This window comes from Comamonas sp. MYb69 (assembly GCF_037479315.1).
Lineage (GTDB): Bacteria > Pseudomonadota > Gammaproteobacteria > Burkholderiales > Burkholderiaceae_C > Comamonas.
This window is the reverse complement of sequence record NZ_JBBGZG010000017.1, coordinates 15,029-37,443: the sequence shown is the minus strand read 5'-3', so window position 1 is coordinate 37,443 and position 22,415 is coordinate 15,029. Positions and strand designations below refer to the sequence as shown.

The window sequence follows — 22,415 nt, the reverse complement described above, 5'->3', positions numbered from 1 at the left end:
CCCCCCCGCCGGGGCGCATACACAAAAACCACCCCCCCCCCCCCAACCCGGGTTTTTTCCCCCCCCCCCCCCGGGGGGGGGGCGGGGGCCCAGCACCCACACCAAGGCCCATTGCAGCCAGGTGTAGAGCGGCGGCTGGGGCCCGTAGCCCAGTGCCAGCTGCTGCGACCAGACCAGCTGCTCGTTCTGGTCCCAGGACACCCCGTGCGAGGCCAGCAGGCGGCTGGCCATGACCAGCACAAACAGCGCTGCAATCCAGCGCAGGGCTTGGCGGTCAACGGCAGGGGGCTGGGTAGGGAGCGAGGTCATGCAAGCGGCAAGAAGGGCGGCATGGCCGCCAAAAAAACTGTCCGATCATAAAGGGCAGACGTAAAGCCAACGCAAAGCGCGAAGGCGGTTTGCTGTGATTTTTAGCCTGCGCTGGGCCAGGGCGCATCGCCATAGAGCTGCGCTGCGCTGATGCCCAGATCCAGCCGCTGGATGGGCAGCGGCGGCGGTTGCAGCTGCAAGCCCAGGCGCTGGTAGACGCCTTCGCTCGACAGCCCGTAAGGCGCCGCATCGGCGTTGTCAAACGCAAAAAACACCTGTTTGGCCTGGCCCGCCACGATTGCGGCCAGGCACATGGGGCAGGGGGGGCCGGAGGCATAGACCGTCAGCCCCTGCAGGTGCGGCAGCTGGCGCTGGTGGCAGCAGTCGCGGATGGCTTCCATCTCGGCGTGGCCCGTCATGTCCTGCGTCTGGCTGATGGTGTTGACGCCCCGGCCCAGGATGCTGCCCGCATCATCGGCAATCGCTGCGGCAAAGGGGCGGCCTTTTTGCAGATGGCGGTTGCGGTGGGCGCTGGCTAGCACCTCGCGCAGGATGGCGGCGTGCTGGGCTTGCAGGGTGTCGGTCATGGGGCGCTTCTTATCGGGGAACACCTGGCCGATTGTGCTGTCAGCCTGTGGGCCTGTGACGCCTGGCCGGCAAAGGCTGACAGTGGCACTGCGGCACTGGGCCTGGTGGGGGCTGCACAAACTGGGGCAAGATGAAGGCATGCATACCGCCCCCGTATCCATTCCTAGCGTGCCCAGCGATGGCTGGGACCCTGCACAAACCGGCCATGCCTTGTTTCGCACCCGGCTGGGTGTTTGTGGCATTGCCTGGGGTGCGCAAGCCGTTGTCGCGCTGCGGCTGCCCGAGCCCAGCCTGGAGGCTACACAGATGCGCCTGCTGGAGCATGCCCGCCAGCGCCGCGAGGGCTTGTGGCCGCAGGCCCAGGTGCCAGGAGATTTGAGTGCGCAGGCCCTGCAGGCGGTGGCCGGCGTGCAATGGCTCTTGGCCGGGCGCCAGGGTGGTGCCGACCTGGATCAGGGCGCGCCCTGGCCCGATGCGCCCGCCCCTGTGCTGGGTGATTTGCGCAGCCTGCTGACCTTGAACCGCTGGTCTGCGCGCAGTGGTTTGCCGCTGCTCGACGATGTGCTGCTGGACTGGCATGGCGTGCCCGATTTTTCGCGGGCGGTCTACCAGCTGGCGCTGGCCATTGAGCCGGGGCAGACGCGTAGCTATGGTGAGCTTGCCGACGACTTGGGTGGCAAGGGGATGGCCCGTGCGGTAGGCCAGGCGCTGGGGGCCAACCCCTTTGCACCCGTGGTGCCCTGCCACCGCATCTTGGCGGCGCATGGCGCGCGCGGCGGCTTCTCGGCCAATGGCGGCACGCGCACCAAATTGCAAATGCTGGAGTGGGAGGGCGCAGCGCTGGGCGATGGCATCAGCCTGGGTCTGTTTGACTGAGTCTCTTTGAATGGTAAACAAAAGGGCCGCAACAGCGGCCCTTGGTGCATCAAAGCAATAACGTCAACCCTCAGACCACTCCTTCGCTGTGCAGCTGCGCAATCTGCGCGGGCGAGCGGCCCAGCTCGGCCAGGATCTCGTCGGTGTGCTGGCCCATCGCGGGCGGTGGGCGGCGCACCACCGGCGGCGTAGCGGTCAGCCGCATGGGGCTGGCGACGGTGCTGATGGTGCCGATCTGGTCGCCGGCATCGCGCGGGATCTGCACATGCAGGCCGCGAGCAATCACCTGCTCATCCTCAAAGGCTTGGGCGATGTTGTTGATGGGGCCGCAGGGGACGGCCTTGTCTTCGAGCAGTGCAATCCATTCGGCGGTGGTGCGGGTTTTCATCAGCGGGTACATCAGTTCCTGCAAATCCTTGCGGTGGATGATGCGGCCCGAGTTGCGGGTAAAGCGCGGGTCCTGTGCCCAGACCTCGTTGCCGGTGGCGGCGCAAAAGCGGGCGAACTGGCCGTCATTGCCAATGGCCAGCAGCACATTGCCGTCCTTGCTGGGGAAGTCCTGGTAGGGGCCCACGCTGGGGTGGATATTGCCTGCGCGCTGCGGAATATCGTCTGCATTCAGGTAGCCCACGGCCTGGTTGGCCAGCACGGCCATGCCCACATCCAGCAGCGCCATGTCGATGTGCTGGCCTTCGCCGGTCTGGTGGCGTGCCTGCAGCGCGGCCAGGATGGAGCAGCAGGAATAAATGCCGGTGAACACATCGGTGACCGCAACGCCGACCTTGAGCGGGCCGCCACCGGGCTCGCCATCGGGGTGGCCGGTGATGCTCATCATGCCGCTCATCGCCTGCACCATCAGGTCGTAGCCAGCGCGCGGGGCGTAGGGGCCGGTCTGGCCAAAGCCGGTGACCGAGCAGTAGATCAGGCGTGGGTTGATCTTGCGCAGGCTTTCATAGTCCAGGCCATAGCCCTTGAGGCCGCCCACCTTGAAGTTCTCGACCAGGATGTCGGCATCCTTGGCCAGCTCGATGATCAGCGCCTGGCCCTGGGGCGAGGCCATGTCGATGGTGATGCTGCGCTTGTTGCGGTTGCAGCAGGTGTAGTAGCTGGCTTGCTCGGTCTTGGCACCGTCATCGGTGTGCAGGTAGGGAGGGCCCCAGTGGCGCGTGTCGTCGCCGGCTTCGGGCCGCTCGACCTTGATCACCTCGGCGCCCAGGTCGCCCAGCATCTGCGCGCACCAGGGGCCGGCCAGCACCCGCGACAGATCCAGAACTTTGATGCCGTCCAGCGGCGCGATGCTTGCGGTCATGGTGTCTCCAAATTTGATAGCTGCCCATGCATGTGCAACAGGCATTGCAGCAAGAAATTTCTGCAAAACTCGCCGATGGTACGTGCGGCCTCAGGGCGGCGCCATTCGCATCCGGCAAGGGGGTGGTTAAGCGATCACAAAACACCACAACCCACCCACGCAGCGCCTGCGGTGAAGTGGGTTGTGGGCAGGCATGCAGCGGGTGCTGCATGCGATGGGGCTCGGGCCGTTCTTAATTTGCGAACGCGGCGATGCCGGTCTGGGCGCGACCCAGGATCAGCGCATGAACATCGTGCGTGCCTTCGTAGGTGTTCACCACTTCCAGGTTGACCAGGTGGCGCGCCACACCGAACTCGTCGCTGATGCCGTTGCCGCCCATCATGTCGCGGGCCAGGCGGGCGATGTCCAGCGACTTGCCGCAGTTGTTGCGCTTGATCAGCGAGGTGATCTCGATCACGTTCTGGTGCTCGTCCTTCATGCGGCCCACGCGCAGCGCGGCTTGCAGGCCCAGGGTGATTTCGGTCTGCATGTCGGCCAGCTTTTTCTGGATCAGCTGGTTGGCGGCCAGCGGGCGGCCAAACTGCTTGCGGTCCATCGTGTACTGGCGGGCGGTGTGCCAGCAGAACTCGGCCGCACCCATCGCACCCCAGGCAATGCCAAAGCGGGCGCTGTTCAGGCAGGTGAAGGGGCCCTTCAGGCCACGCACTTCGGGGAAGGCGTTTTCTTCGGGCACAAACACGTCGTCCATGACGATTTCGCCGGTAATCGAGGCACGCAGGCCCACCTTGCCGTGGATCGCAGGAGCCGACAGGCCCTTCATGCCCTTTTCCAGCACAAAGCCACGGATCTGGCCGACGGCGCCGCCTTCGGAGACTTCCTTGGCCCAGACCACGAACACATCGGCGATGGGGCTGTTGGTGATCCACATCTTGCTGCCCTTGAGCTTGTAGCCGCCATCGACCTTGTAGGCGCGGGTGGCCATGCTGCCTGGGTCGGAGCCATGGTCAGGCTCGGTCAGGCCAAAGCAGCCGATGAACTCGCCCGATGCCAGCTTGGGCAGGTACTTTTGCTTTTGCGCTTCGGTGCCGAACTCGTTGATCGGCACCATCACCAAGGAGGACTGCACCGAGGCCATCGAGCGGTAGCCCGAGTCGATGTACTCGATCTCGCGTGCCACCAGGCCGTAGCTCACATAGTTGAGGCCGGCGCCGCCGTATTCGGTGGGGATCGTGGGGCCCAGCAGGCCCAGCTCGCCCATCTCACGGAAGATACTGGTGTCCACCGATTCCTTGCGGAACATTTCCTGCACGCGCGGTGCGAGCTTGTCGCGGCAGTAGGCGCGGGCCGCGTCGCGGATCATGCGCTCGTCTTCGGTCAGTTGTTCGTCGAGGTGGAAGGGGTCTTCCCAGGTGAATTGCGCCATGTCTTGCTCCTTGGATCTGTGTTCGCTGGTCGGAAGGCAGGCCGGGCGCAGAAGCGCGGGTCTGCCAAAACAGCCGCCATGGTAGGCCTGCCGCAGCGCAGGGGCAAACGATTGTTTATCATCCAGATATGCGTATTGCGCATTTATGCAAACGCCGCCTCAGTGCAGTCGCAGAGAATAAAGGGGTGATTGCATGCGTCACACAGGAGACAAGATATGCGCCGACTGATTCCTTCAACCCAGGCGCTGGCCTGTTTTGAGGCCGCCGCCCGCCACGAAAGCTATACCCGCGCCGCCCAGGAGCTGGCGCTGACGCAAAGCGCCGTCTCGCGCCAGATCATTGCGCTCGAAGAGCAGCTGGGCGTGCAGTTGTTCAAGCGCTCGCGCCATGGCATGGTGCTGACGGCCGCAGGCCACCAGTACAGCCAGCAGGTGGCGCAGTGGCTGCAGGGCATCGAGCGCGGTACCCTGGACATCATGGCCCACCAGGGCGCGGGCGGCGCGATCAGCATTGCGGCCGTGCCCACCTTTGCCACCCGCTGGCTGCTGCCGCGCCTGCCGCAGTTCCTGCAGCAGCACCCGGGGGTGGTGGTGCATATCGATGTGCAGACCCGGCCCTTTGCCTTTGCCGAGCGCCAGGTCGATGCCGCCATCTATGCCGGCACGGCCGAGCAGGCGCGCCAGTGGCCGGGCACGCAGGCCGCTTGGCTGATGGACGAGCTGATCGTGCCGGTCTGCAGCCCGCGCCTGCTCGAGGGCGCCACCCAGCGCGGGCGCGGCCGTGCCTACCTGACGGTATCGCCCCAGGTGCTGGCCCAGCTGCCGCTGCTGCAGCAAAGCACCCGGCCGGACGGCTGGCGCAAATGGTTTGATGCCTCTGGCGTGCAGGCGCCCCATGCGCTCGATGGCCCGCGCTATGAGCTGTTCTCGATGCTGGCCGTCGCTGCTGCGGCCGGTATGGGCGTGGCGCTGATCCCGCCGATGCTGATCGAGGATGAGCTCGCCCGGGGCGAGCTGGTGGTCGCCTGTGAGCAGCCTTTGACCGGTAGCCGCGCCTATTACTGGATGACCCCGCTGGCGACCGAGCCCCTGCCTGCCCAGCCCGCGCTGCAGGCCTTTGCCAGTTGGCTCAAAGGCCGGGCCGCCTAGTGACTTAGCGGCCTAAGGGTAAGTGCTGCAGCGCAACAGGCCCCCGGCATCACTACAATCTAAAAATTGCCTTAGAGGTAAAAACCGCCGTCCCAGAGACTAGGATGGACGGTATTCCCATAACGCCAGCCGTTGGCGAGAGACACAGGAGATCCGCGTGCCGGAAAACACCCCAGGAACAGCCACCGCTTCCGAGCGCGTCGTCAAGAAATACCCCAACCGCCGTCTGTACGACACCCAGACTTCTGCCTACATCACCCTGGCTGAGGTCAAGGCCCTGGTCATGCAAAACGAGCCCATCGTCGTCAAGGATGCCAAGACCGGCGAGGACCTGACGCGCAGCATCCTGCTGCAGATCATTCTGGATGAGGAAGCCGGCGGCGCGCCGATGTTCACCGAGGCCATGCTGGTCAACATCATCCGCTTCTACGGCCATGCGATGCAGGGCTTTATGGGCTCCTACCTGGAGCGAAATGTGCAGCTGTTCACGGAGATGCAAGGCCGCTTTGCCGACCAGATGAAGGGCGCCACGCCCGAGATGTGGCGCAATTTTCTGGGTATGCCGATGCCCGGCGTGCCAGGCATGCCCGATGCGAGCAACTACCAGGCGCAGTCGCAGCAGTTCTTCCAGCAGATGCAGGAACAGATGCAAAAGCAGACGGAGCAGATGCTGACGGCTTTTGGCATCAAGCGGCCTTGAGGCAGGCCATCTAAAGCATCCGCTGCCGTGCTGCCATTAAGCAGCTAGGCATGCGGATGCGGGTGCAATTCCCGCCAACCAGACCTGTGATCGACCGCCATCTACCGGAAGTTTCGGTAGACGGCGGTTTTTGTTGCTGTGGAGCCCCCGCCTTCGGGTCTATACCCCAGGGGCGGGGCCTTTGTGGGCGCCTGCTTTAAAATACCGGCCTGACTAGTTGCCAGGTTCCCCTGCCAGAAAAATGAATACCGATACCCACGCTGCCACTGCGACGCTCGACGCCAACCGAACCCCCAAGGTGGGGTTCGTCAGTTTGGGCTGCCCATAGGCTTCGGTATCTATATCGGGTTTTGTCAGGCAGGATCAGTCGTTGACGGCTTCCGCGCGAGAGTGCGAGCGAAAACCATCAGCATGTTTTGATCATCTGCGTTCAACTCTTTGAACAGATCGAGCAACTCAGACGCATCGTCTCGTGTGGCCCTCGCGTAATTTAGCGAGGCCCCCGTTCCATCCAAGATAAAGCTAGGCGCGCAGTCCAGCGCGCGTGCCATCTTCATCAGCGTCACTGCACTTGGCTTTCGAGCCGCACTACCGATAATATTTGCGACAGTTGACTGCGAGATACCCATCAACTTTGCAGCTTCGGTCTGGGTAAGTCTGCGGCGGCTGAGTAGCCATTCCACGCGCTGTCCGACGGTCCACAACTTGTAGGACTTCGGTTGGTTTCGATAAGACTTCATTATCGAGAGTCTACTTGCGGTCCCTAGGTGGCCTGGAGCACTTGTGTATATGGTTCCAATCGACCCGCTACTGTCGTTCACACCTTTGATTCCAATGTCTGCTGCGCAGCGAATGCTGTGCACGGTTGCAAACGCCTCCTGAATTGATCAGTAAGCGGCACTATGATCGTCCGGGATTCGACAGCTAACTCTAGCCTTCAGTTGACAATCGTCGGCAGGGAAGATGGCTTCACGCATCTAATATGGGAGGCGGCACCTTTGTCAGTGGTAATTCTCTGTTCAGCCGGTCGAGTGAGTGGCTGGTCAGCCTTATCCGGCTCTCTGAAGAACATGCCCTCAATTTCTCTCCGGTTGTGCACCCCGCATTCACAAGTCAGGCAGCGTCGTCCACTGCCGCCTGCTTCCTGACACGCGGAATCTCGTAGTGTTGTCCTGGAAAGAAAGCTCTCTCGATTTCGCGAAGCCTGTTCACACCGAGGCCCTTGATCTTGAGAAGCTCAGCCGGCTCCACCGCCTTCAACTGCTCGGGAGTAGTGATTCCAGCATCGAACAGCACCTTGACTGTGGCCGGGTCGAGGGCGCCATTAAGAGATGAGCCTCGGATGTGTCGCACTGGTGCATAAACCCGGGCCGGTGTGAATGACTTGCCTGGGAAGAACGCTTTCTCAATCGTTCGGAAGCGGAACATGCCCAGGCCCCACATCTTCACTAGCTGATGCGGATAGGCGCTGCGCAACGCTTCCACCGTATGAATCCCATTCCTTTCTAGAATGCGCTTCACTCGGGGTTGAAGTACGTCGCCTAGGGGTGTTTCGGATGGTTGATCGTCTTGCATGCTGAGCATCATAGGTGGAGATGCTAGTCGTGCGCCAGGGGGGCGCAGGCGTAAGTAAGCGCTACGAAGAGGGCTACCGATCAGCTCGACTTCCGTCGGCGCATGAGGCCCATGGGCCCGGTTTCTACCCCAGACAGGAGCAGCAGGCGGACGCCACCTTGTTTTAGCACCAGTGTCGGTGTTGTGATGGCTAACGCCGCAGCATTCAAGACGGGTTGCCGAACATAGTCAGCCGACTGCTTCTGGTCATATTCTGCCGTCTGTTCGAGTGTCGGCTCACGGGCGATTGCGGTAACTGTGACAAAAAAGCCTGAGCGGTATAGATTGAGTGACCTATGCGTGTATCACAAATGAAATAGAATTTCCAACCCGCGAATTCTTGGCTGTCTGCCACTAAAAGCAAATGAAATCAACGAATTATGATACGGTGGCGCAGTCAACTATTCCAAAAATTGGGATGGTTTCGCTAGGATGCCCCAAAGCCCTGACCGACAGCGAGCTGATCCTGACGCAGTTGAGCGCCGAGGGCTACCAGACCTCCAAGACCTTTGAAGGTGCCGATCTGGTGATCGTCAACACCTGCGGCTTTATTGACGATGCCGTGCGCGAGAGCCTGGACACGATTGGTGAGGCGCTGGCCGAGAACGGCAAGGTGATCGTCACCGGTTGCCTGGGCGCCAAGATGGGCGATGGCGGCGGCAACCTGGTCAAGCAGATGCACCCCAGCGTGCTGGCGGTCACGGGGCCCCACGCCACGCAAGAGGTGATGGACGCGGTCCACACCAACCTGCCCAAGCCGCATGACCCCTTCATCGACCTGGTGCCCGGCAGCTTTGGCGAGGCGGGTATCAAGCTCACGCCCAAGCACTATGCCTACCTGAAGATCTCCGAAGGCTGCAACCACCGCTGCACCTTCTGCATCATCCCCTCGATGCGGGGTGACCTGGTCAGCCGCCCGATTGGCGATGTGCTCAAGGAAGCCAAGGCGCTGTTTGCCGGTGGCGTCAAGGAGCTGCTGGTGATCAGCCAGGACACCTCCGCCTATGGCGTGGATGTGAAATACCGCACCGGTTTCTGGGATGGCAAGCCGGTGAAGACCCGCATGCTGGAGCTGGTGGAAGCGCTGGGTGAGCTGGCCAAGCCGCACGGCGCCTGGGTGCGCCTGCACTATGTGTACCCCTACCCGACGGTGGACGCGATTTTGCCGCTGATGGCCCAGGGCCTGGTGCTGCCTTATCTGGATGTGCCGCTGCAGCACAGCCACCCCGATGTGCTCAAGCGCATGAAGCGCCCGGCCAGCGGTGAGCGCAATCTCGAGCGCATCCGTGAGTGGCGCGCGATCTGCCCTGAGCTGGTGATCCGCTCGACCTTTATTGCCGGCTTCCCTGGCGAGACCGAAGAAGAGTTCGAGCACCTGCTGGACTTTATCCGCGAGGCCGAGATTGACCGCGCCGGTTGCTTTGCCTATAGCCCGGTGGAGGGCGCAACTGCCAACGAGCTGCCCGGCATGCTGCCCGCTGAGGTGCGCGAGGCGCGCCGCGCCCGCTTCATGGAAGTGGCCGAAGAGGTCTCCGCCAAGCGCCTGGAGCGCCGTGTGGGCCAGACCATGCAGGTGCTGGTGGACAAGGCCATCGGCCTGGGCAAGAAGGGTGGCATTGCCCGCACCTACGCCGATGCGCCCGAGATCGACGGTGTCGTGCACCTGCTGCCGCCCGAGAAGCTCAGCAAGACCTACAAGGTCGGCGAGCTGATCAAGGTGCGCATTGTGCGCAGCCAGGGCCATGATCTGGTGGGTGTGCCGGTTTAAGCGCTCAACCTTATCCAAAACAAAGGGGCCTTGCTGGATCAGCAGGCCCCTTTTCTGTGGACGGTGCGCTTTTGCGGTACGCGCTTATTCGACCTGCAGGCCGACCAGCTCGGGGAAATCGACCGGGTACTGTGGCTGCATATCCAGCAGGCAGTGGTTGAGCAAGGTGTTGACCATCAGGTTGCGGTGCAGCTTGTTGTCGGCCGGCACCACATACCAGGGCGCATGGGCGGTGGATGTGGCTTCCAGCAGGTCTTCATAGGCTTGCTGGTAGGCATCCCACTGCTTGCGCACCGTCAGGTCATCGAGGCTGAACTTCCAGCGTTTTTCCGGCACATCGATGCGCTCTTGCAGCCGCGTGCGCTGCTCGTCCTTGCTGATGTGCAGCATGCACTTGAGGACGGTGGTGCCGTTCTCGGCCAGCAGGCGCTCAAAGTCGTTGATCTGCGCATAGCGCTGCTTGGCGACCTGGCGCGTGATCCAGCCGTTGACGAGGGGCACCAGCACATCTTCGTAGTGGCTGCGGTTCCAGATGCCGATCTCGCCTTTGGCCGGGGCCACGGCATGGCAGCGCCAGAGGTAGTCGTGCGAGAGCTCTTCCTTACTCGGACTTTTGAATGTGGCCATGCGCAGGCCCTGCGGCCCCGTGGTCTTGAAGACGCCGCGCACGGTGCCGTCCTTGCCGCTGGTGTCCATGCCTTGCAGCACCAGCAGCACCGAGCGCTTGTTCTCGCCCTGCAGCGGCCGCATCAACTGGGCCAGCTGCTTGTTGAGCATCTTCAGGTCCTTTTCCTGGGCCTTGACCGTGCCATGCGCAAACGGTGTGGCGGCCGGGTCGTAGTCGGCCAGATGGATAGCGCCCTTGATGGGCACGCGGTAGTTCTGCGGATTGGGCATATCAGGCTAAAGGGTGAAACGGGCAAACTGGCAAACGGGGTGCAACAGGCCATGATTTCAGCTTTTGGCGGGCTTGTCACCTGGGGCACCCCGCCAGCAAGGGTATTCATGGCCTAGCGGTCTTGCCCGCCGGGCTTGGCACAGGCGCTCAGACCATCTTGCGGATGGGGCGCTTTTTCCAGATCGCCTGGTAGTACCAGGTCTGCAGCGCCAAGGTGATGCCGTAGGAGACGGGGAAGGCCATCCAGATGCCCACCAGGCCAAAGTGGCGGCTGAACAGCCAGGCCAGCGGCAGCTCCAGGGTGGCGATCACGCCAATGGTGATGACAGTGGGGATCAGTACATCACCGCTGGCGCGCATCAGCGCGGCCAGCGAGGCAAAAGCACCAAACAGCAGGCCGCTCCACAGCACAATGCGCAGCAGCTCCACAGCCACATGCAGCACCTCTTGATCGGTGATGAAGATGGACAGCAAGGGCCGCGCAAAAATGCTGCCCAGCAAGGCCGTGGCGCCACCGATGGCCATGTTGATCTGCATGGCGGTGCGGGCAATGGCGGGCAGGCGCTCGCTGCGGCCCGCGCCAATCGATTGGGCCGCCAGGATGGAGGCGGTGATGGCGACCGAGATCAGCGGAAACTGGGCAAAGGCATTGATCTGGTTGACGGCGCCGTAGGCAGCGGTGGCGTTGGAGCCAAAACCGTTGATCAGCGACAGCACGACGAGGCCGGCCAGCGAGGTGGCGATCATCAGCACGCCGGTGGGGATACCCACGCGCAGTACGCCGCGCAGCAAGCCCCAATCCGGGCGCATGGCGCGCAACAGGGCCCTATTGGGTGCCAGCACGCTGCGCTTGCGGCGCAGCTGCACCGTCAGCCAGACCAGAGCGATGCTGAAGCCCAGGATCATCGACACCCCGGCGCTGGCCACGCCCAGGCGTGGCAGGCCGCCCCAGCCGGCGATCAGCGCCGGGGTGCTGACCAGGCCGATGCCGGTGGACACGATCAGCGACCACATCGGTGTGAGCGTGTCGCCCACGCCGCGCAGCAGCGAGGTGAACAGCAAAAAGATAAACAGCCCCGGCATGCCCAGCAGCACGATGCGCGAGTAGATGGTGGCCTGCTCCAGAATGTCGGCCGGCGTGCCCAGCATGCGCATGATGGGCTGGGTAAACAGGCCGCCAAACAGCGCCACGGCCGCGCCCATGGCCAGCCCGGCGAGCAAGGTGGTGCCGGCAATGGCGCGTACCTTGTCGGGTTGGCCCGCGCCCCAGGCCTGGCCGATCAGCACCGAGGCGCCAGCCCCCAGGCCAATGACAAAGGCGATAAAGACAAACATCACCGGAAAGAATGCCGCGACGGCCGCGAGGGCCTTGACCCCCATCATCTGGCCCAGGAACATGCTGTTGAGCGTGCCCGAGAGGGACTGCAGGATGTTGGACAGAAGCATGGGGCCCAGAAACACCATGAAAACTTGCCACAGGGGGCGAACAGGCGGGGCGGAGGGCGCCGCCTGGGGTGCGGGTATGGACGAAGACATGGGAGGGTGTGGGGTCAGGGGTGCTGCGGGTAGGGTGCTTACACCGGCCAGATAGGGCGGCTGAGCTGGTGCAGATAAGCTTGTACATCATCGGGCCAGGCCTGGGTCTGCAGCAAGAACGCCGATTGCTTGTGGGCAAACAGCGCGCGGCAGGCCTCATCAAAGCCGGGCAGGTCCCCCGCCATGGCCTGCATGAACTGGTAGGTGGCCTCGGTCGCTGCGCGCTGCGAATCCTGCTGCGCATGGGCATTGCGGGCGTCATCGATGAGGCGGCGCAAGGCCGCTGAGGCGCCGCCGGGCTGGCGGTTGAGCCAGTCCCAATGGCGGGGCAGCAAGGTCACCTCGCGCGAGACCACGCCCAGCTTGGGGCGGCCGACGGCGCGTGCCGTTCGGCTGTGGGTTGCTGCCTCCACAGGTGCTGCCGCGGCGGCGGCGGGCGCAGGAACTGCGTCGTCCAGCAAGTCTGCAGGCTGTGCGGCTGGTGCCAGCTCCGAGCGCCAGTTCAGATCCAGGCGCAGTCCGGAAAGGTCATCAAACACCCACAAGGGGGTGAGGCTGCCGCCGGGATGGAGTTCGTCATGGTTTTGCAGATAGCGCAACACGGTGAGGCGGTCGGCTTGAAGCAGGCGCTGGTGACCCTGGAAGATGGTCAGCCGGCTGGTCAATGTCTCGGTAGTCATGGCCACTTGTTCGTTGTTTTCTCAATAAGCGGCTCATTTTACCGGGGCAAAAATATTTGGCTATTTTTAATGGGTAAAAATATGTATCTGGTTGCGCAGAGGGTCAGATGGCCGTTGGCAGGTGCTACCGGGCTGGAGGGGTGGCAGTGCTGAGGACAAAAAAAACCTCCAGCGCGGGGCATGGAGGTTGTTCTGGCTGGGGACCTTGTGGCCCAGGCATTACACGCGCTTGCGGTATTCAGCAGTGCGGGTGTCGATTTCGATCTTGTCTTCCTGGCTCACGAACAGCGGCACAGCGATTTCGAAACCGGTAGCGATCTTGGCGGGCTTGAGCACCTTGCCGGAGGTGTCGCCCTTGACAGCAGGCTCGGTCCAGGTGATTTCGCGCACGATGGTGGTGGGCAGCTCGACCGAGATGGCCTTGCCGTCATAGAACACCACTTCAGCGGTCATGCCGTCTTCCAGGTAGTTCAGCGCGTCAGCCATGTTTTCGGCTTCCACTTCGTACTGGTTGAACTCAGGGTCCATCCAGACGTACATGGGGTCGGCGAAGTAGGAGTACGTGCAGTCCTTCTTTTCCAGGATCACGTTGTCGATCTTGTCGTCGGCCTTGAACACGTTTTCCGTGCCGAAGTTGCCGATCAGGCTCTTGAGCTTCATGCGCACGGTTGCAGCGCCACGGCCGCCACGTGCGTATTCGGTCTTCAGAACGATCATCGGGTCCTTACCGAACATGATCACGTTACCAGCGCGGATTTCTTGAGCGATTTTCATAGCAATAGGTGCCTGTGTTGGGGCCGCTCAAACTACTACGGGCGGCGCGCAAGTGTCGTTGGACGGGCTGTGCTGCGCCGTAGCATGTTCCGCGGCGTTGTGCGCATCCATCAAACCCGGCCGCCTGCAGGCGCTGGGTGCGCGGATAAGCGCAAAGACTGCAATTCTAACATTTTTCGCCCGCAAATGCCATCAGCTGCTCGGCAAGGCTGGGCTGGCTCTGCAGAGTGTTGCGCGCGGCCTGCACGCACTGCGCCCATTGCGCCAGCAGCGCGGGCGTGATGGTGGGCCATGCCGGCGCGCTGCCATTGGCGTCTGGGATGCCATTCCAGGCCGCATGGGCTTGGCGCAGGCTGTCCGGCGCGTCCAGCCAGTCCAGAAAAGCCTCCAGCTTGGCATGGTGGGCGTTGTCATCCTGCGGGTAGATCTGCCAGACAAAGGGCTGGCCGGCCCACAGCGCCCGTACCAGCGAGTCTTCGCCACGCACAAAGTTCAGGTCGCAGGACCAGAGCATCTCATCGAATTCCGGCTGGCTGCACGGCGGCAGCAGCTGCACCTGGCTCGGCAGGGGCTGGGGCAACAGCTGCTGCACCAGCGCCGCCGCGCGGCCCGGGGTGACCAGCCATTGCGTGTCCGTGCCAGCGCTGGCAAAAGCCTGCAAAAAAGCCGGGGGCTCATAGCAGAACAGCGAAAACACCGGGTCGCCATCTTGCAGTCCATGCCGGGCGCGCCAGGCGCTGCGGTCAAAGCCTGCCTGGCGCTGCGGTAGATCGGCTTCGCGCAGCAGGCCGCCGGTGCCGGTGCTGAAACCCGGGTAGAAGAACCAGCGCGTAAGGCCTGCCGCGGGGCCGCTCATCAACCGTGACGGCAGGCGGTGGCAGCGCTCGACATAGTCTTCGGCAGACAGGTATTCCAGGTTGATCCAGACGCTGGCTTTCTGCGTTGGGGACTGCGCACGCGCGGCCAGTGCCCGCTGAAAGGCGGCCGGAATCTCGCAGCCAAAGGCCTCGACCACCACATCGCCGACACCGCTGGCCGGCACCGCATCGGGCCAGGGGTGCACGGCTACGCCGGTTGCGCCCTGCGGCGCCATCCAGGCCAGGGCGCTGCCATCGTCCACCCACAGGCGCACCTGGCAGCCGCGCTGGGCCAGGTCGGCAGCCAGGCGCCAGCACACGCCGATATCGCCAAAGTTGTCGATCACCTGGCAAAAGATATCCCACAGCGGCGTGGCGGCCTGGGTTGCGGCGAGGGATGTGGTGGAAGCGGGGAAGGGAGTCATCACCCGCGCGATGATAGTGCAGTCCCGGGCGTCACTGACTGGCATGGCCTCCTGGGCCACAATAGCCTTCAGTTGATCAAGCATGGAGACAGACATGAACCCACACACTGCAACCCCCGGGCCGATGGCTTTGCAAGGCGTCAAGGTGGTCGAGATGGGCCAGCTGATTGCCGGGCCGTTCTGCGGCAAGACCTTGGGTGAGTTTGGCGCCGAGGTGGTGAAGATCGAGGCCACCGGCGCGGGCGACCCGCTGCGCAACTGGCGCTTGCTGCAGGATGGCACGTCGGTCTGGTGGCAGGTGCAGTCGCGCAACAAGCAGTCGCTGGCTTTGGATTTGCGCCAGAAGGAAGCGCAGGACATTGCGCGCCAGCTGATTGCCGAGGCCGATGTGCTGGTGGAGAACTTCCGCCCCGGCACGCTGGAGGGCTGGGGCATGTCACCCGAGGAGCTGTATGCGATCAACCCGGGCCTGGTGATGCTGCGCATCTCCGGCTACGGTCAGACCGGTCCCTACCGCGATCTGCCGGGCTTTGGTGTGATTGGCGAGGCCATGGGCGGCCTGCGCCACCTGACGGCCGAGCCCGGGCGGGTGCCGGTGCGCGTGGGGGTGTCGATCGGCGACACCTTGGCGGCGCTGCATGGCGTGATCGGCGTGATGATGGCGCTTTACCACCGCAAGGTAAATGGCGGCAGCGGCCAGGTGATCGATGTGGCCTTGCATGAGGCGGTCTTCAACGTGATGGAAAGCCTGATCCCCGAGTACAGCGCCTTTGGCACGGTGCGCGAGGCGGCGGGCAGCGCCTTGCCCGGCATTGCGCCGTCGAACGCCTATGCCTGCCAGGATGGCTGGGTGCTGGTGGCCGGCAATGGGGACAGCATCTTCAAGCGGCTGATGGACACCATTGGCCGGCCGGACCTGGGCCAGGCGCCGGACCTGGCCAGCAATGCGGGCCGCGTGGCACGTATTGAAGAGATTGATGCCGCCATCAGCGCCTGGACGCAGCCCCGCGCCATTGCGCAGGTGATGGATGCGCTGGCTGCTGCCAGGGTGCCGGCCGGCAAGGTCTATACCGCCAAGGACATCAGCGAAGACCCGCATTACCGCGCGCGCCAGATGATCCTGCCGCAAACCACGCGCGATGGCCACACGCTGGAGGTGCCGGGCATCGTGCCCAAGCTGTCCGCCACGCCGGGCACGATCCGCAGCAGCGCGCCCCATCTAGGCGATGACACCGATGCGGTGCTGCAGGGCCTGGGCCTGAGCGGCGCGCAGATTGCGGCGCTGCGTGAGCGCGGCATTGTGCAGTGAGCGCGCACGGGTGATGGGCCGCTTCGCTGCGGGCGGGGCGAACGCATAAGACAATAGCGCCATGCCCACCCACGTGCACTCTCCCGAACTTCTTGCCCAGGTCGCTGGTTTGCCAGCCATGCCTGGCGTCTACCGCTATTTCGATGCCAGCGATGCGCTGCTGTATGTGGGCAAGGCCATCAACCTCAAGCGCCGGGTCTCGAGCTATTTCCAGAAGGACCATGGCGGCACCCGCATCGGCCACATGGTGGGCAAGATCGTGCGCATGGAGACCACGGTGGTGCGCTCCGAAGCCGAGGCGCTGCTGCTGGAAAACAACCTCATCAAGACCCAGCACCCGAAATACAACATTCTTTTTCGGGATGACAAGAGCTATCCGTACCTGAAGATCACCGGCATGGCCATCCACGATGGCGATATGCGCACGCCCCCCAGCCAGTGCTACCCGCGCGTGGCCTATTACCGGGGCGCGACCGACAAGCGCCAGCGCTATTTCGGCCCTTACCCCAATGCCTGGGCGGTCAAGGAAACCATCTTGCTGCTGCAAAAGGTGTTCCGGCTGCGCACCTGCGAGGACAGCATCTTCAGCAACCGCACCCGGCCTTGCCTGCTCTACCAGATCAAGCGCTGCAGCGCCCCCTGCGTGGACCACATCAGCCCCGAGGACTACGCCGCCGATGTGGCCCATGCCGAGGCCATGCTGCGCGGCGAGACCGACACCCTGCTCAAGACGCTGGAGGCGCGCATGATGGCGCACTCGGACAAGCTGGAGTTTGAGCAGGCGGCCGATATCCGCAACCAGATCAAGGCGCTGGCCAGCATGCTGCACCAGCAGAGCATCGAGACCATCGACGACCGCGATGTGGACATGCTCGCCGTGCAGGTGCAAGGCGGCAAGGCCTGCGTGAACCTGGCGATGGTGCGCGGTGGCCGGCATCTGGGCGACCGCGCGTATTTCCCGGTGCATGTGGAAGACAGCGCCGCCATCGCCAGCATGGAAGAGGCAGAAGAGGCGGAAGTAGCCGCAGACCAGGCGGGCGGCCAGCTTGGTGAGGCCCAGCCCGGTGGTGCCCAGCCCGGTGGTGCCCAGCCCGGTGGGGCCCAGCCCGGCATCGTGCGGCCCGCCAAAACGGTGGAGCAACGCGTGCTGGAGGCCTTTGTGGCCCAGCACTATCTGCAGGTGGCGCCGCCCCCGGTGCTGGTGGTCAGCGTGGCGCTGGAGCCCGCGCTGCTGGAGGCCTTGTCGCAGCAGACCGGCACGCGCATTGCCGCAGTGTCGCAGCCGCGTGAGGAGCGCCGCGTCTGGCTGGAGATGGCGCAAAAGAATGCCCAGCTGCAGCTGGCCCGGCTGCTGGCCGAAGAGGGATCGCAGCAGGCGCGTACGCGCGCCCTGGTCGAAGCGCTGGATTTGCCCCAGGACGATATCGACCAGCTGACCATCGAGTGTTTTGACATCTCGCACACCTCGGGCGAGAACACCCAGGCCTCTTGCGTGGTGTTCCACCACCACAAGATGCAAAGCAGCGAATACCGGCGCTACAAAATCGAGGGCATCACCGGCGGCGACGACTATGCCGCCATGCGCCAGGTGCTGACGCGCCGCTACAGCAAGGTGGCCGAGGCCCAACGCGATGCCGGTGGCGCCGAGCTGGGCAAGGGCGCTGCCCGTTTGCCCGACATCGTGCTGATCGATGGCGGCAAGGGCCAGGTCGGTGTGGCACGCGAGGTCTTCACCGAGCTGGGGCTGGACCTGTCGCGCATCGTCGGTGTCGAAAAAGGCGAGGGCCGCAAGGTCGGGCTGGAAGAGCTGGTGTTCTGCGACGGGCGCGACAAGGTCTACCTGGGCCGTGATTCGGCCGCGCTGATGCTGGTGGCGCAGATCCGCGACGAGGCGCACCGCTTTGCCATCACCGGCATGCGTGCCGCGCGCGCCAAGGTGCGGGTGGGCGGCAGCCGGCTCGAAGACATCCCTGGCGTGGGCCCCAAGAAGCGGGCGCGCCTGCTGCAGCGCTTTGGTGGGGTGCGCGGGGTGGAGGAGGCGGGGGTCGATGACCTGATGACGGTCGATGGCATCTCTGCGGCCTTGGCAGAGGACATCTACAAGGCCCTGCATTGAGGGGGTGCGCTGGCCGCGCCGCAACGGTCGCGCAGGCAATACTGCGGTTCACTGAATTTGCACCGTTGCGTGCCACAATAGCCGCATGTTCTTTACGATCCCCACCATCATGACCTGGACGCGCATCGTCGCGATCCCGCTCATCATCGGCGTGTACTACTCGCCTCTTGATATGGCCACCAAAAACCTGTGGGCCACCGTCATGTTCGTGGTGTTCGCCTTCACCGATTGGCTCGATGGCTTTCTGGCGCGCAAGCTCAACCAGACCTCCTCCTTCGGCGCCTTCCTGGATCCGGTCGCCGACAAGTTCCTGGTCTGCGCCTCGCTGCTGATCCTGGTCTACCTGCAGCGCGCCGATGTCTTTGTCGCGCTGATCATCATCGGCCGCGAGATCGCCATCTCGGCGCTGCGCGAATGGATGGCCCGCATTGGCGCGAGCAAGAGCGTGGCCGTGCACATGGTGGGCAAGCTCAAGACCACCGTGCAGATGGTGGCCATCCCCTTTTTGCTCTACGACGGCAAGGTGGCCGGGATCGACACCGGCGTCTGGGGCACCTGGCTGATCTGGGGCGCGGCCGTGCTCACGGTCTGGTCCATGGTGTATTACCTGCAAAAGGCCTTGCCCGAGATCCGGGCTAGGGTTGATTCTTAGTCAAGCGCCACAGGTTTGGGCGTAGACTGCATCTCGCCTGTACAAGGAATTCAGGCTACAGCGCCCGTGATGCTTGGCTTTTGCAAGGCAAACCGGTTGCTGGTCAGCGAAAAAAAGTGATTTTTTGCCTGCGCACCCAGAAATTCCGTCTAGAATTCATCTCATTCCAGAGGCACTGGGGTCGAGGTGAAAATTTCGTGCCAGTGGTGTTGTTTTTGAATCTGTGACAGTTGTACGGTGTACAAACTGCTCATAATGGGACGAAACATACACTTCCTTAACTCTCTTGATTAATAGAGGCTGCTTGTGAATAAAACTGAACTCATTGAGCACATTGCTAACAATGCTGATATCTCCAAGGCTGCTGCCGCTCGTGCGCTGGAGTCCACCATTGACGCAGTGAAGAAGACCTTGAAAAAAGGTGGTACAGTCTCTCTGGTAGGTTTTGGTACCTTTGCCGTTGGTAAGCGCGCTGCTCGTACCGGCCGTAACCCACGTACCGGCGCTGCGATCAAGATCAAGGCAGCCAAGGTGCCTAAGTTCCGTCCAGGCAAGGCATTGAAAGATGCGCTGAACTAATTTCGGTTATCAGGTGGGGTGCTTAGCTCAGTTGGTAGAGCGGCGCCCTTACAAGGCGTAGGTCGGCGGTTCGACCCCGTCAGCACCCACCACATTAACCAAGAAAATAAACCCCTTAGAGCGATCTAAGGGGTTTTTTCTTTGCCCATTCACCCATTGGAATGGCCGCAAAGGACGCCTCTGCCAACCCCAAAACGCCATTTGCCACCTGTTAGTTTCCTTGAAGCGGAGCAGGTCCGCATGCCTGTCACTGATAAGGCTTGGCAAGGCTTGCGTTAACGCAGTGGTGGAATATGCTTGGCTAGGTCCCTAGGGGAATGGTTGCTTTGCTGGCGATAATGCCGCTGGCATCATTCGGCCAAAGCGGGTGCAGTGGCGCCATCTCTCTAGACTTCCCAGAACCGCGCGAAAGTTTGCAGGTTTTGGAGTTCATGATGGAGAACAAGTCCAGCCATACGGCTCGTGTGCGCTGCCGGTGTTGCCACCCAACTTCCAGCGTTGCGTAGCTTCTCTCTTCGGTAGAAGAATGGGTTGGCGTCCAGCACCAGGCGGTTGGGTGGCCACGGGCAGTGGGTGGGGGGCGGCCGCATCGGTGCCGCATTTGGGCCCTCTGAAGCGTCAAAAATCCCGTATTCCCTAACGCGCCCCTGGCCCTCATGGGGATCAAAAACTCTTTCGCTGTACACTTGCTGTTTCGACGTTCGTGCGTTGCCAAGACGCATGTTGCACGCCCTATTTGACAGGGGGTGGGTTGTCTCCGTTGGTTGGGGCTGTATCTGATTGATTTGCAATGAGAAATCATCCATTGCAAGCCATGGGTAGGCGCTTCGGACCTGGCAGCAAGCCCGCGCCACCTAGTGAAAACCGAATAAAGGCGAATGAGGGTTCGCCTTTTTTTTTGTCCTCAGGAAAGTTAGACGATGTTTGAAACCATCCGCAAGTACTCCAAGGTGCTGATGTATCCGCTGTTCTTGCTGATCATTCTGTCTTTTGTTTTGGTGGGAGTGAACCAGAACTACTTCACCGAAAAGAGCCCGGTGGTCGCCAAAGTCAATGGCAAAGACATTACGCAGATGGACTGGGACAATGCGCACCGCGTTGCCTCGGACCGCATGCGCCAGCAAGACCCCAACATGGACGCCAAGTGGATGGATGGCCCCGAGGCCCGCTATCTGACTTTGGAGCGCATGGTGCGTGACCAGGTGATCGATGCCGCCGTGCAAAAAATGCATTTGACGGTGGACAATGCCTCGCTGGTGCGTGCGCTGCAGGAGATCCCGCAGATCGCCGCGCTGAAAAAGCCCGATGGTTCGCTCGATGTGGATGCCTACCGCGCGCTGGTGGGTGCACAGGGCATGACGCCCGAGGGCTTTGAAGCGGGCATGCGCCGCGATATCGCTGCACGCCAGGTGCTGGGCGGTGTGTCCAACACGGCCTTTGCGACCGACGAGCAGACCAAGCTGGCGGTTGATGCACTCTACCAGCAGCGTGAGATCCAGCTGGCCCAGTTTGCTGCCAAGGACTATGCGTCCCAGGTCAAGACCACCGATGCCGATGTGGAAGCTTTCTACAAGAGCAACCAGGAGCTGTTCCGCCAGAAGGAGCAGTCCACGATCGAATACGTGGTGCTGAACGCCGAAGCCGTCAAGGGCATGATCAAGCCCAGCGAAGACGACCTGCGTACCTACTACAAGGAAAATCTGAGCCGCTTCATGGACAAGGAGCAGCGCCGCATCAGCCACATCCTGGTTGATGCGCCTGCCTCGATGTCGGCCGCAGACCGTGACAAGGCCAAGCAGCGCGCCGAGGAGCTGCTGGCCCAGGCCAAGGCCAACCCCGCGCAGTTTGCCGACCTGGCCAAGAAGAACTCGCAAGACACCGGCTCGCGTGACAGCGGCGGCGATCTGGGCTGGGTCAAGCCTGGCGATATGGTCAAGCCGTTTGAAGATGCCGCCTTTGCGATGAAGTCTGGCGATATCAGCGATCTGGTGAGCACCGAGTATGGCTTCCACATCATCAAGATGGGCGAGGTGAAGACGCCCCGCACGCCAAGCTTTGAAGAGCTGCGCGCCAAGATCGAGACCGAAGTGTTGGCCCAGCAGGTGCAGCGCAAGTACGCCGAAGTGGCCGAGACCTTCTCCAACATGGTGTTCGAGCAGTCCGACAGCCTGCAGCCCGTGGCTGAAAAGCTGGGCCTGAAGATCCAGAAGGCCGAGCATGTCACCCGCACGGCTGCGGCTGGCGCCACCGGTGCCCTGGCCAACCCGACCTTCCTGGAAGCGCTGTTCTCCAGCGATGCCCTGCAGAACAAGCGCAACACCGAAGCCATTGAAGTGGCGCCCAGCACCTTGGCCTCCGGCCGTGTCGTGGAGCACTTCGACGCTCGCATTCTGCCGTTTGAAGAAGTCAAGGCCAAGGCCCATGACCTCTTTGTGGCCCAGAAGTCTGCCGAGCTCGCGCGCCAGGATGCCCAAGCCAAGCTCGAAGCCTGGAAGGCCGACGCTGCGGGCGCCAAGCTGGCAGCCCCCATCGTCGTGTCGCGCCAGGATGCCAAGGGTCAGGTGCCTGCCGTCCTCAATGCCGCCATGCATGCCAAGATCGGCGATGCCGCATCCTGGGTCGGTGTGGACCTGGGCAACGATGGCTACACCGTTGTGCGCGTGAACAAGGTGGTGCCGCGTGGCGAAGACTCTGCCGAGCTGCGTCTGCGCCAAAAGCAGGAGTTCGAGCGTTACCAGGCCAATGCCGAGACCCTGGCTTACTACGAAATGCTCAAGGAGCGTTTCAAGGTACAGATCAAGGTGCCACGCCCCGCGGAAACAAAAATTTCATAAAAACGGAGATTTCATGAGA

At 62.7% G+C, this 22,415-nt stretch carries 19 protein-coding genes, 1 tRNA gene and 1 pseudogene; 10 read left to right on the top strand and 11 right to left on the bottom strand.

Annotation, left to right across the window (positions count from 1 at the left end):
- Window positions 1–309, bottom strand: a pseudogene (locus tag WH303_RS20420) (hypothetical protein); the annotation flags it as partial.
- A 101-nt stretch (window positions 310–410) separates the two neighbouring features.
- Window positions 411–896 (bottom strand): nucleoside deaminase, encoded by a 486-nt coding sequence (locus WH303_RS20415; protein ID WP_339520779.1) that lies wholly within the window; start codon window positions 894–896, stop codon window positions 411–413.
- Window positions 897–1,035: 139 nt separating this feature from the next.
- Here WH303_RS20415 and WH303_RS20410 point away from each other — a divergent pair, with 139 nt between their 5' ends.
- The gene (locus WH303_RS20410; protein ID WP_339520777.1) at window positions 1,036–1,773 is read left to right on the top strand and encodes a methylated-DNA--[protein]-cysteine S-methyltransferase; all 738 of its coding nucleotides are present in this window, start codon (window positions 1,036–1,038) and stop codon (window positions 1,771–1,773) included.
- A gap of 70 nt (window positions 1,774–1,843) precedes the next feature.
- On the opposite strand, the gene WH303_RS20405 is transcribed toward WH303_RS20410, so the two are convergent.
- On the bottom strand, window positions 1,844–3,082 hold the full coding sequence (locus WH303_RS20405) for a CaiB/BaiF CoA transferase family protein (protein WP_339520775.1): 1,239 nt from the start codon (window positions 3,080–3,082) through the stop codon (window positions 1,844–1,846).
- A gap of 232 nt (window positions 3,083–3,314) precedes the next feature.
- Complete coding sequence (locus tag WH303_RS20400; RefSeq protein ID WP_021026966.1) at window positions 3,315–4,505, bottom strand: acyl-CoA dehydrogenase; 1,191 nt, start codon at window positions 4,503–4,505, stop codon at window positions 3,315–3,317.
- Window positions 4,506–4,721: 216 nt separating this feature from the next.
- On the opposite strand from WH303_RS20400, the gene WH303_RS20395 reads away from it, so the two are divergent.
- Both WH303_RS20395 and phaR read left to right on the top strand, forming a co-directional pair.
- Window positions 4,722–5,654: a LysR substrate-binding domain-containing protein gene (locus tag WH303_RS20395; protein ID WP_339520772.1), complete on the top strand. Its 933-nt coding sequence runs from the start codon at window positions 4,722–4,724 to the stop codon at window positions 5,652–5,654.
- Between the two features lie 157 nt (window positions 5,655–5,811).
- Window positions 5,812–6,354: a polyhydroxyalkanoate synthesis repressor PhaR gene (gene phaR, locus WH303_RS20390; protein ID WP_021026964.1), complete on the top strand. Its 543-nt coding sequence runs from the start codon at window positions 5,812–5,814 to the stop codon at window positions 6,352–6,354.
- Between the two features lie 353 nt (window positions 6,355–6,707).
- Here phaR and WH303_RS23775 read toward each other — a convergent pair whose 3' ends face one another.
- On the bottom strand, window positions 6,708–7,094 hold the full coding sequence (locus WH303_RS23775; protein ID WP_445228316.1) for a helix-turn-helix domain-containing protein: 387 nt from the start codon (window positions 7,092–7,094) through the stop codon (window positions 6,708–6,710).
- A 373-nt stretch (window positions 7,095–7,467) separates the two neighbouring features.
- On the bottom strand, window positions 7,468–7,929 hold the full coding sequence (locus WH303_RS20385) for a helix-hairpin-helix domain-containing protein (RefSeq protein ID WP_339520770.1): 462 nt from the start codon (window positions 7,927–7,929) through the stop codon (window positions 7,468–7,470).
- 403 nt (window positions 7,930–8,332) lie between these two features.
- Between WH303_RS20385 and rimO the strand changes: the two genes are divergently transcribed.
- Window positions 8,333–9,736 (top strand): 30S ribosomal protein S12 methylthiotransferase RimO, encoded by a 1,404-nt coding sequence (gene rimO / locus WH303_RS20380; RefSeq protein ID WP_339520768.1) that lies wholly within the window; start codon window positions 8,333–8,335, stop codon window positions 9,734–9,736.
- 84 nt (window positions 9,737–9,820) lie between these two features.
- Here rimO and WH303_RS20375 read toward each other — a convergent pair whose 3' ends face one another.
- The 5 genes from WH303_RS20375 to earP form a co-directional block, all read right to left on the bottom strand.
- Window positions 9,821–10,633, bottom strand: a complete 813-nt coding sequence (locus WH303_RS20375) for a PPK2 family polyphosphate kinase (RefSeq protein ID WP_021026962.1) — start codon at window positions 10,631–10,633, stop codon at window positions 9,821–9,823.
- A 148-nt stretch (window positions 10,634–10,781) separates the two neighbouring features.
- The gene (locus WH303_RS20370) at window positions 10,782–12,170 is read right to left on the bottom strand and encodes an MATE family efflux transporter (RefSeq protein WP_339520765.1); all 1,389 of its coding nucleotides are present in this window, start codon (window positions 12,168–12,170) and stop codon (window positions 10,782–10,784) included.
- A 38-nt stretch (window positions 12,171–12,208) separates the two neighbouring features.
- Entirely contained in the window at window positions 12,209–12,850 is a 642-nt protein-coding gene (locus WH303_RS20365; protein ID WP_339520763.1) for a DUF2239 family protein, read from the bottom strand.
- 219 nt (window positions 12,851–13,069) lie between these two features.
- Window positions 13,070–13,624: an elongation factor P gene (gene efp, locus WH303_RS20360; protein ID WP_021026959.1), complete on the bottom strand. Its 555-nt coding sequence runs from the start codon at window positions 13,622–13,624 to the stop codon at window positions 13,070–13,072.
- 166 nt (window positions 13,625–13,790) lie between these two features.
- Window positions 13,791–14,906, bottom strand: coding sequence for an elongation factor P maturation arginine rhamnosyltransferase EarP (gene earP, locus WH303_RS20355; RefSeq protein WP_339520761.1), 1,116 nt, complete (start codon window positions 14,904–14,906; stop codon window positions 13,791–13,793).
- Window positions 14,907–15,000: 94 nt separating this feature from the next.
- Between earP and WH303_RS20350 the strand changes: the two genes are divergently transcribed.
- The 6 genes from WH303_RS20350 (at window position 15,001) to WH303_RS20325 (ending at window position 22,396) form a co-directional block, all read left to right on the top strand.
- Window positions 15,001–16,215, top strand: coding sequence for a CaiB/BaiF CoA transferase family protein (locus WH303_RS20350; RefSeq protein ID WP_339520759.1), 1,215 nt, complete (start codon window positions 15,001–15,003; stop codon window positions 16,213–16,215).
- A 61-nt stretch (window positions 16,216–16,276) separates the two neighbouring features.
- Complete coding sequence (uvrC, locus tag WH303_RS20345) at window positions 16,277–18,331, top strand: excinuclease ABC subunit UvrC (protein ID WP_339520757.1); 2,055 nt, start codon at window positions 16,277–16,279, stop codon at window positions 18,329–18,331.
- 85 nt (window positions 18,332–18,416) lie between these two features.
- Window positions 18,417–18,983, top strand: a complete 567-nt coding sequence (gene pgsA / locus WH303_RS20340; protein ID WP_021026955.1) for a CDP-diacylglycerol--glycerol-3-phosphate 3-phosphatidyltransferase — start codon at window positions 18,417–18,419, stop codon at window positions 18,981–18,983.
- Between the two features lie 306 nt (window positions 18,984–19,289).
- Window positions 19,290–19,562 (top strand): HU family DNA-binding protein, encoded by a 273-nt coding sequence (locus WH303_RS20335; RefSeq protein WP_021026954.1) that lies wholly within the window; start codon window positions 19,290–19,292, stop codon window positions 19,560–19,562.
- 16 nt (window positions 19,563–19,578) lie between these two features.
- Window positions 19,579–19,654, top strand: a tRNA-Val gene (locus WH303_RS20330).
- Between the two features lie 828 nt (window positions 19,655–20,482).
- Entirely contained in the window at window positions 20,483–22,396 is a 1,914-nt protein-coding gene (locus WH303_RS20325; RefSeq protein WP_339520753.1) for a SurA N-terminal domain-containing protein, read from the top strand.
- Window positions 22,397–22,415: the final 19 nt, after the last annotated feature.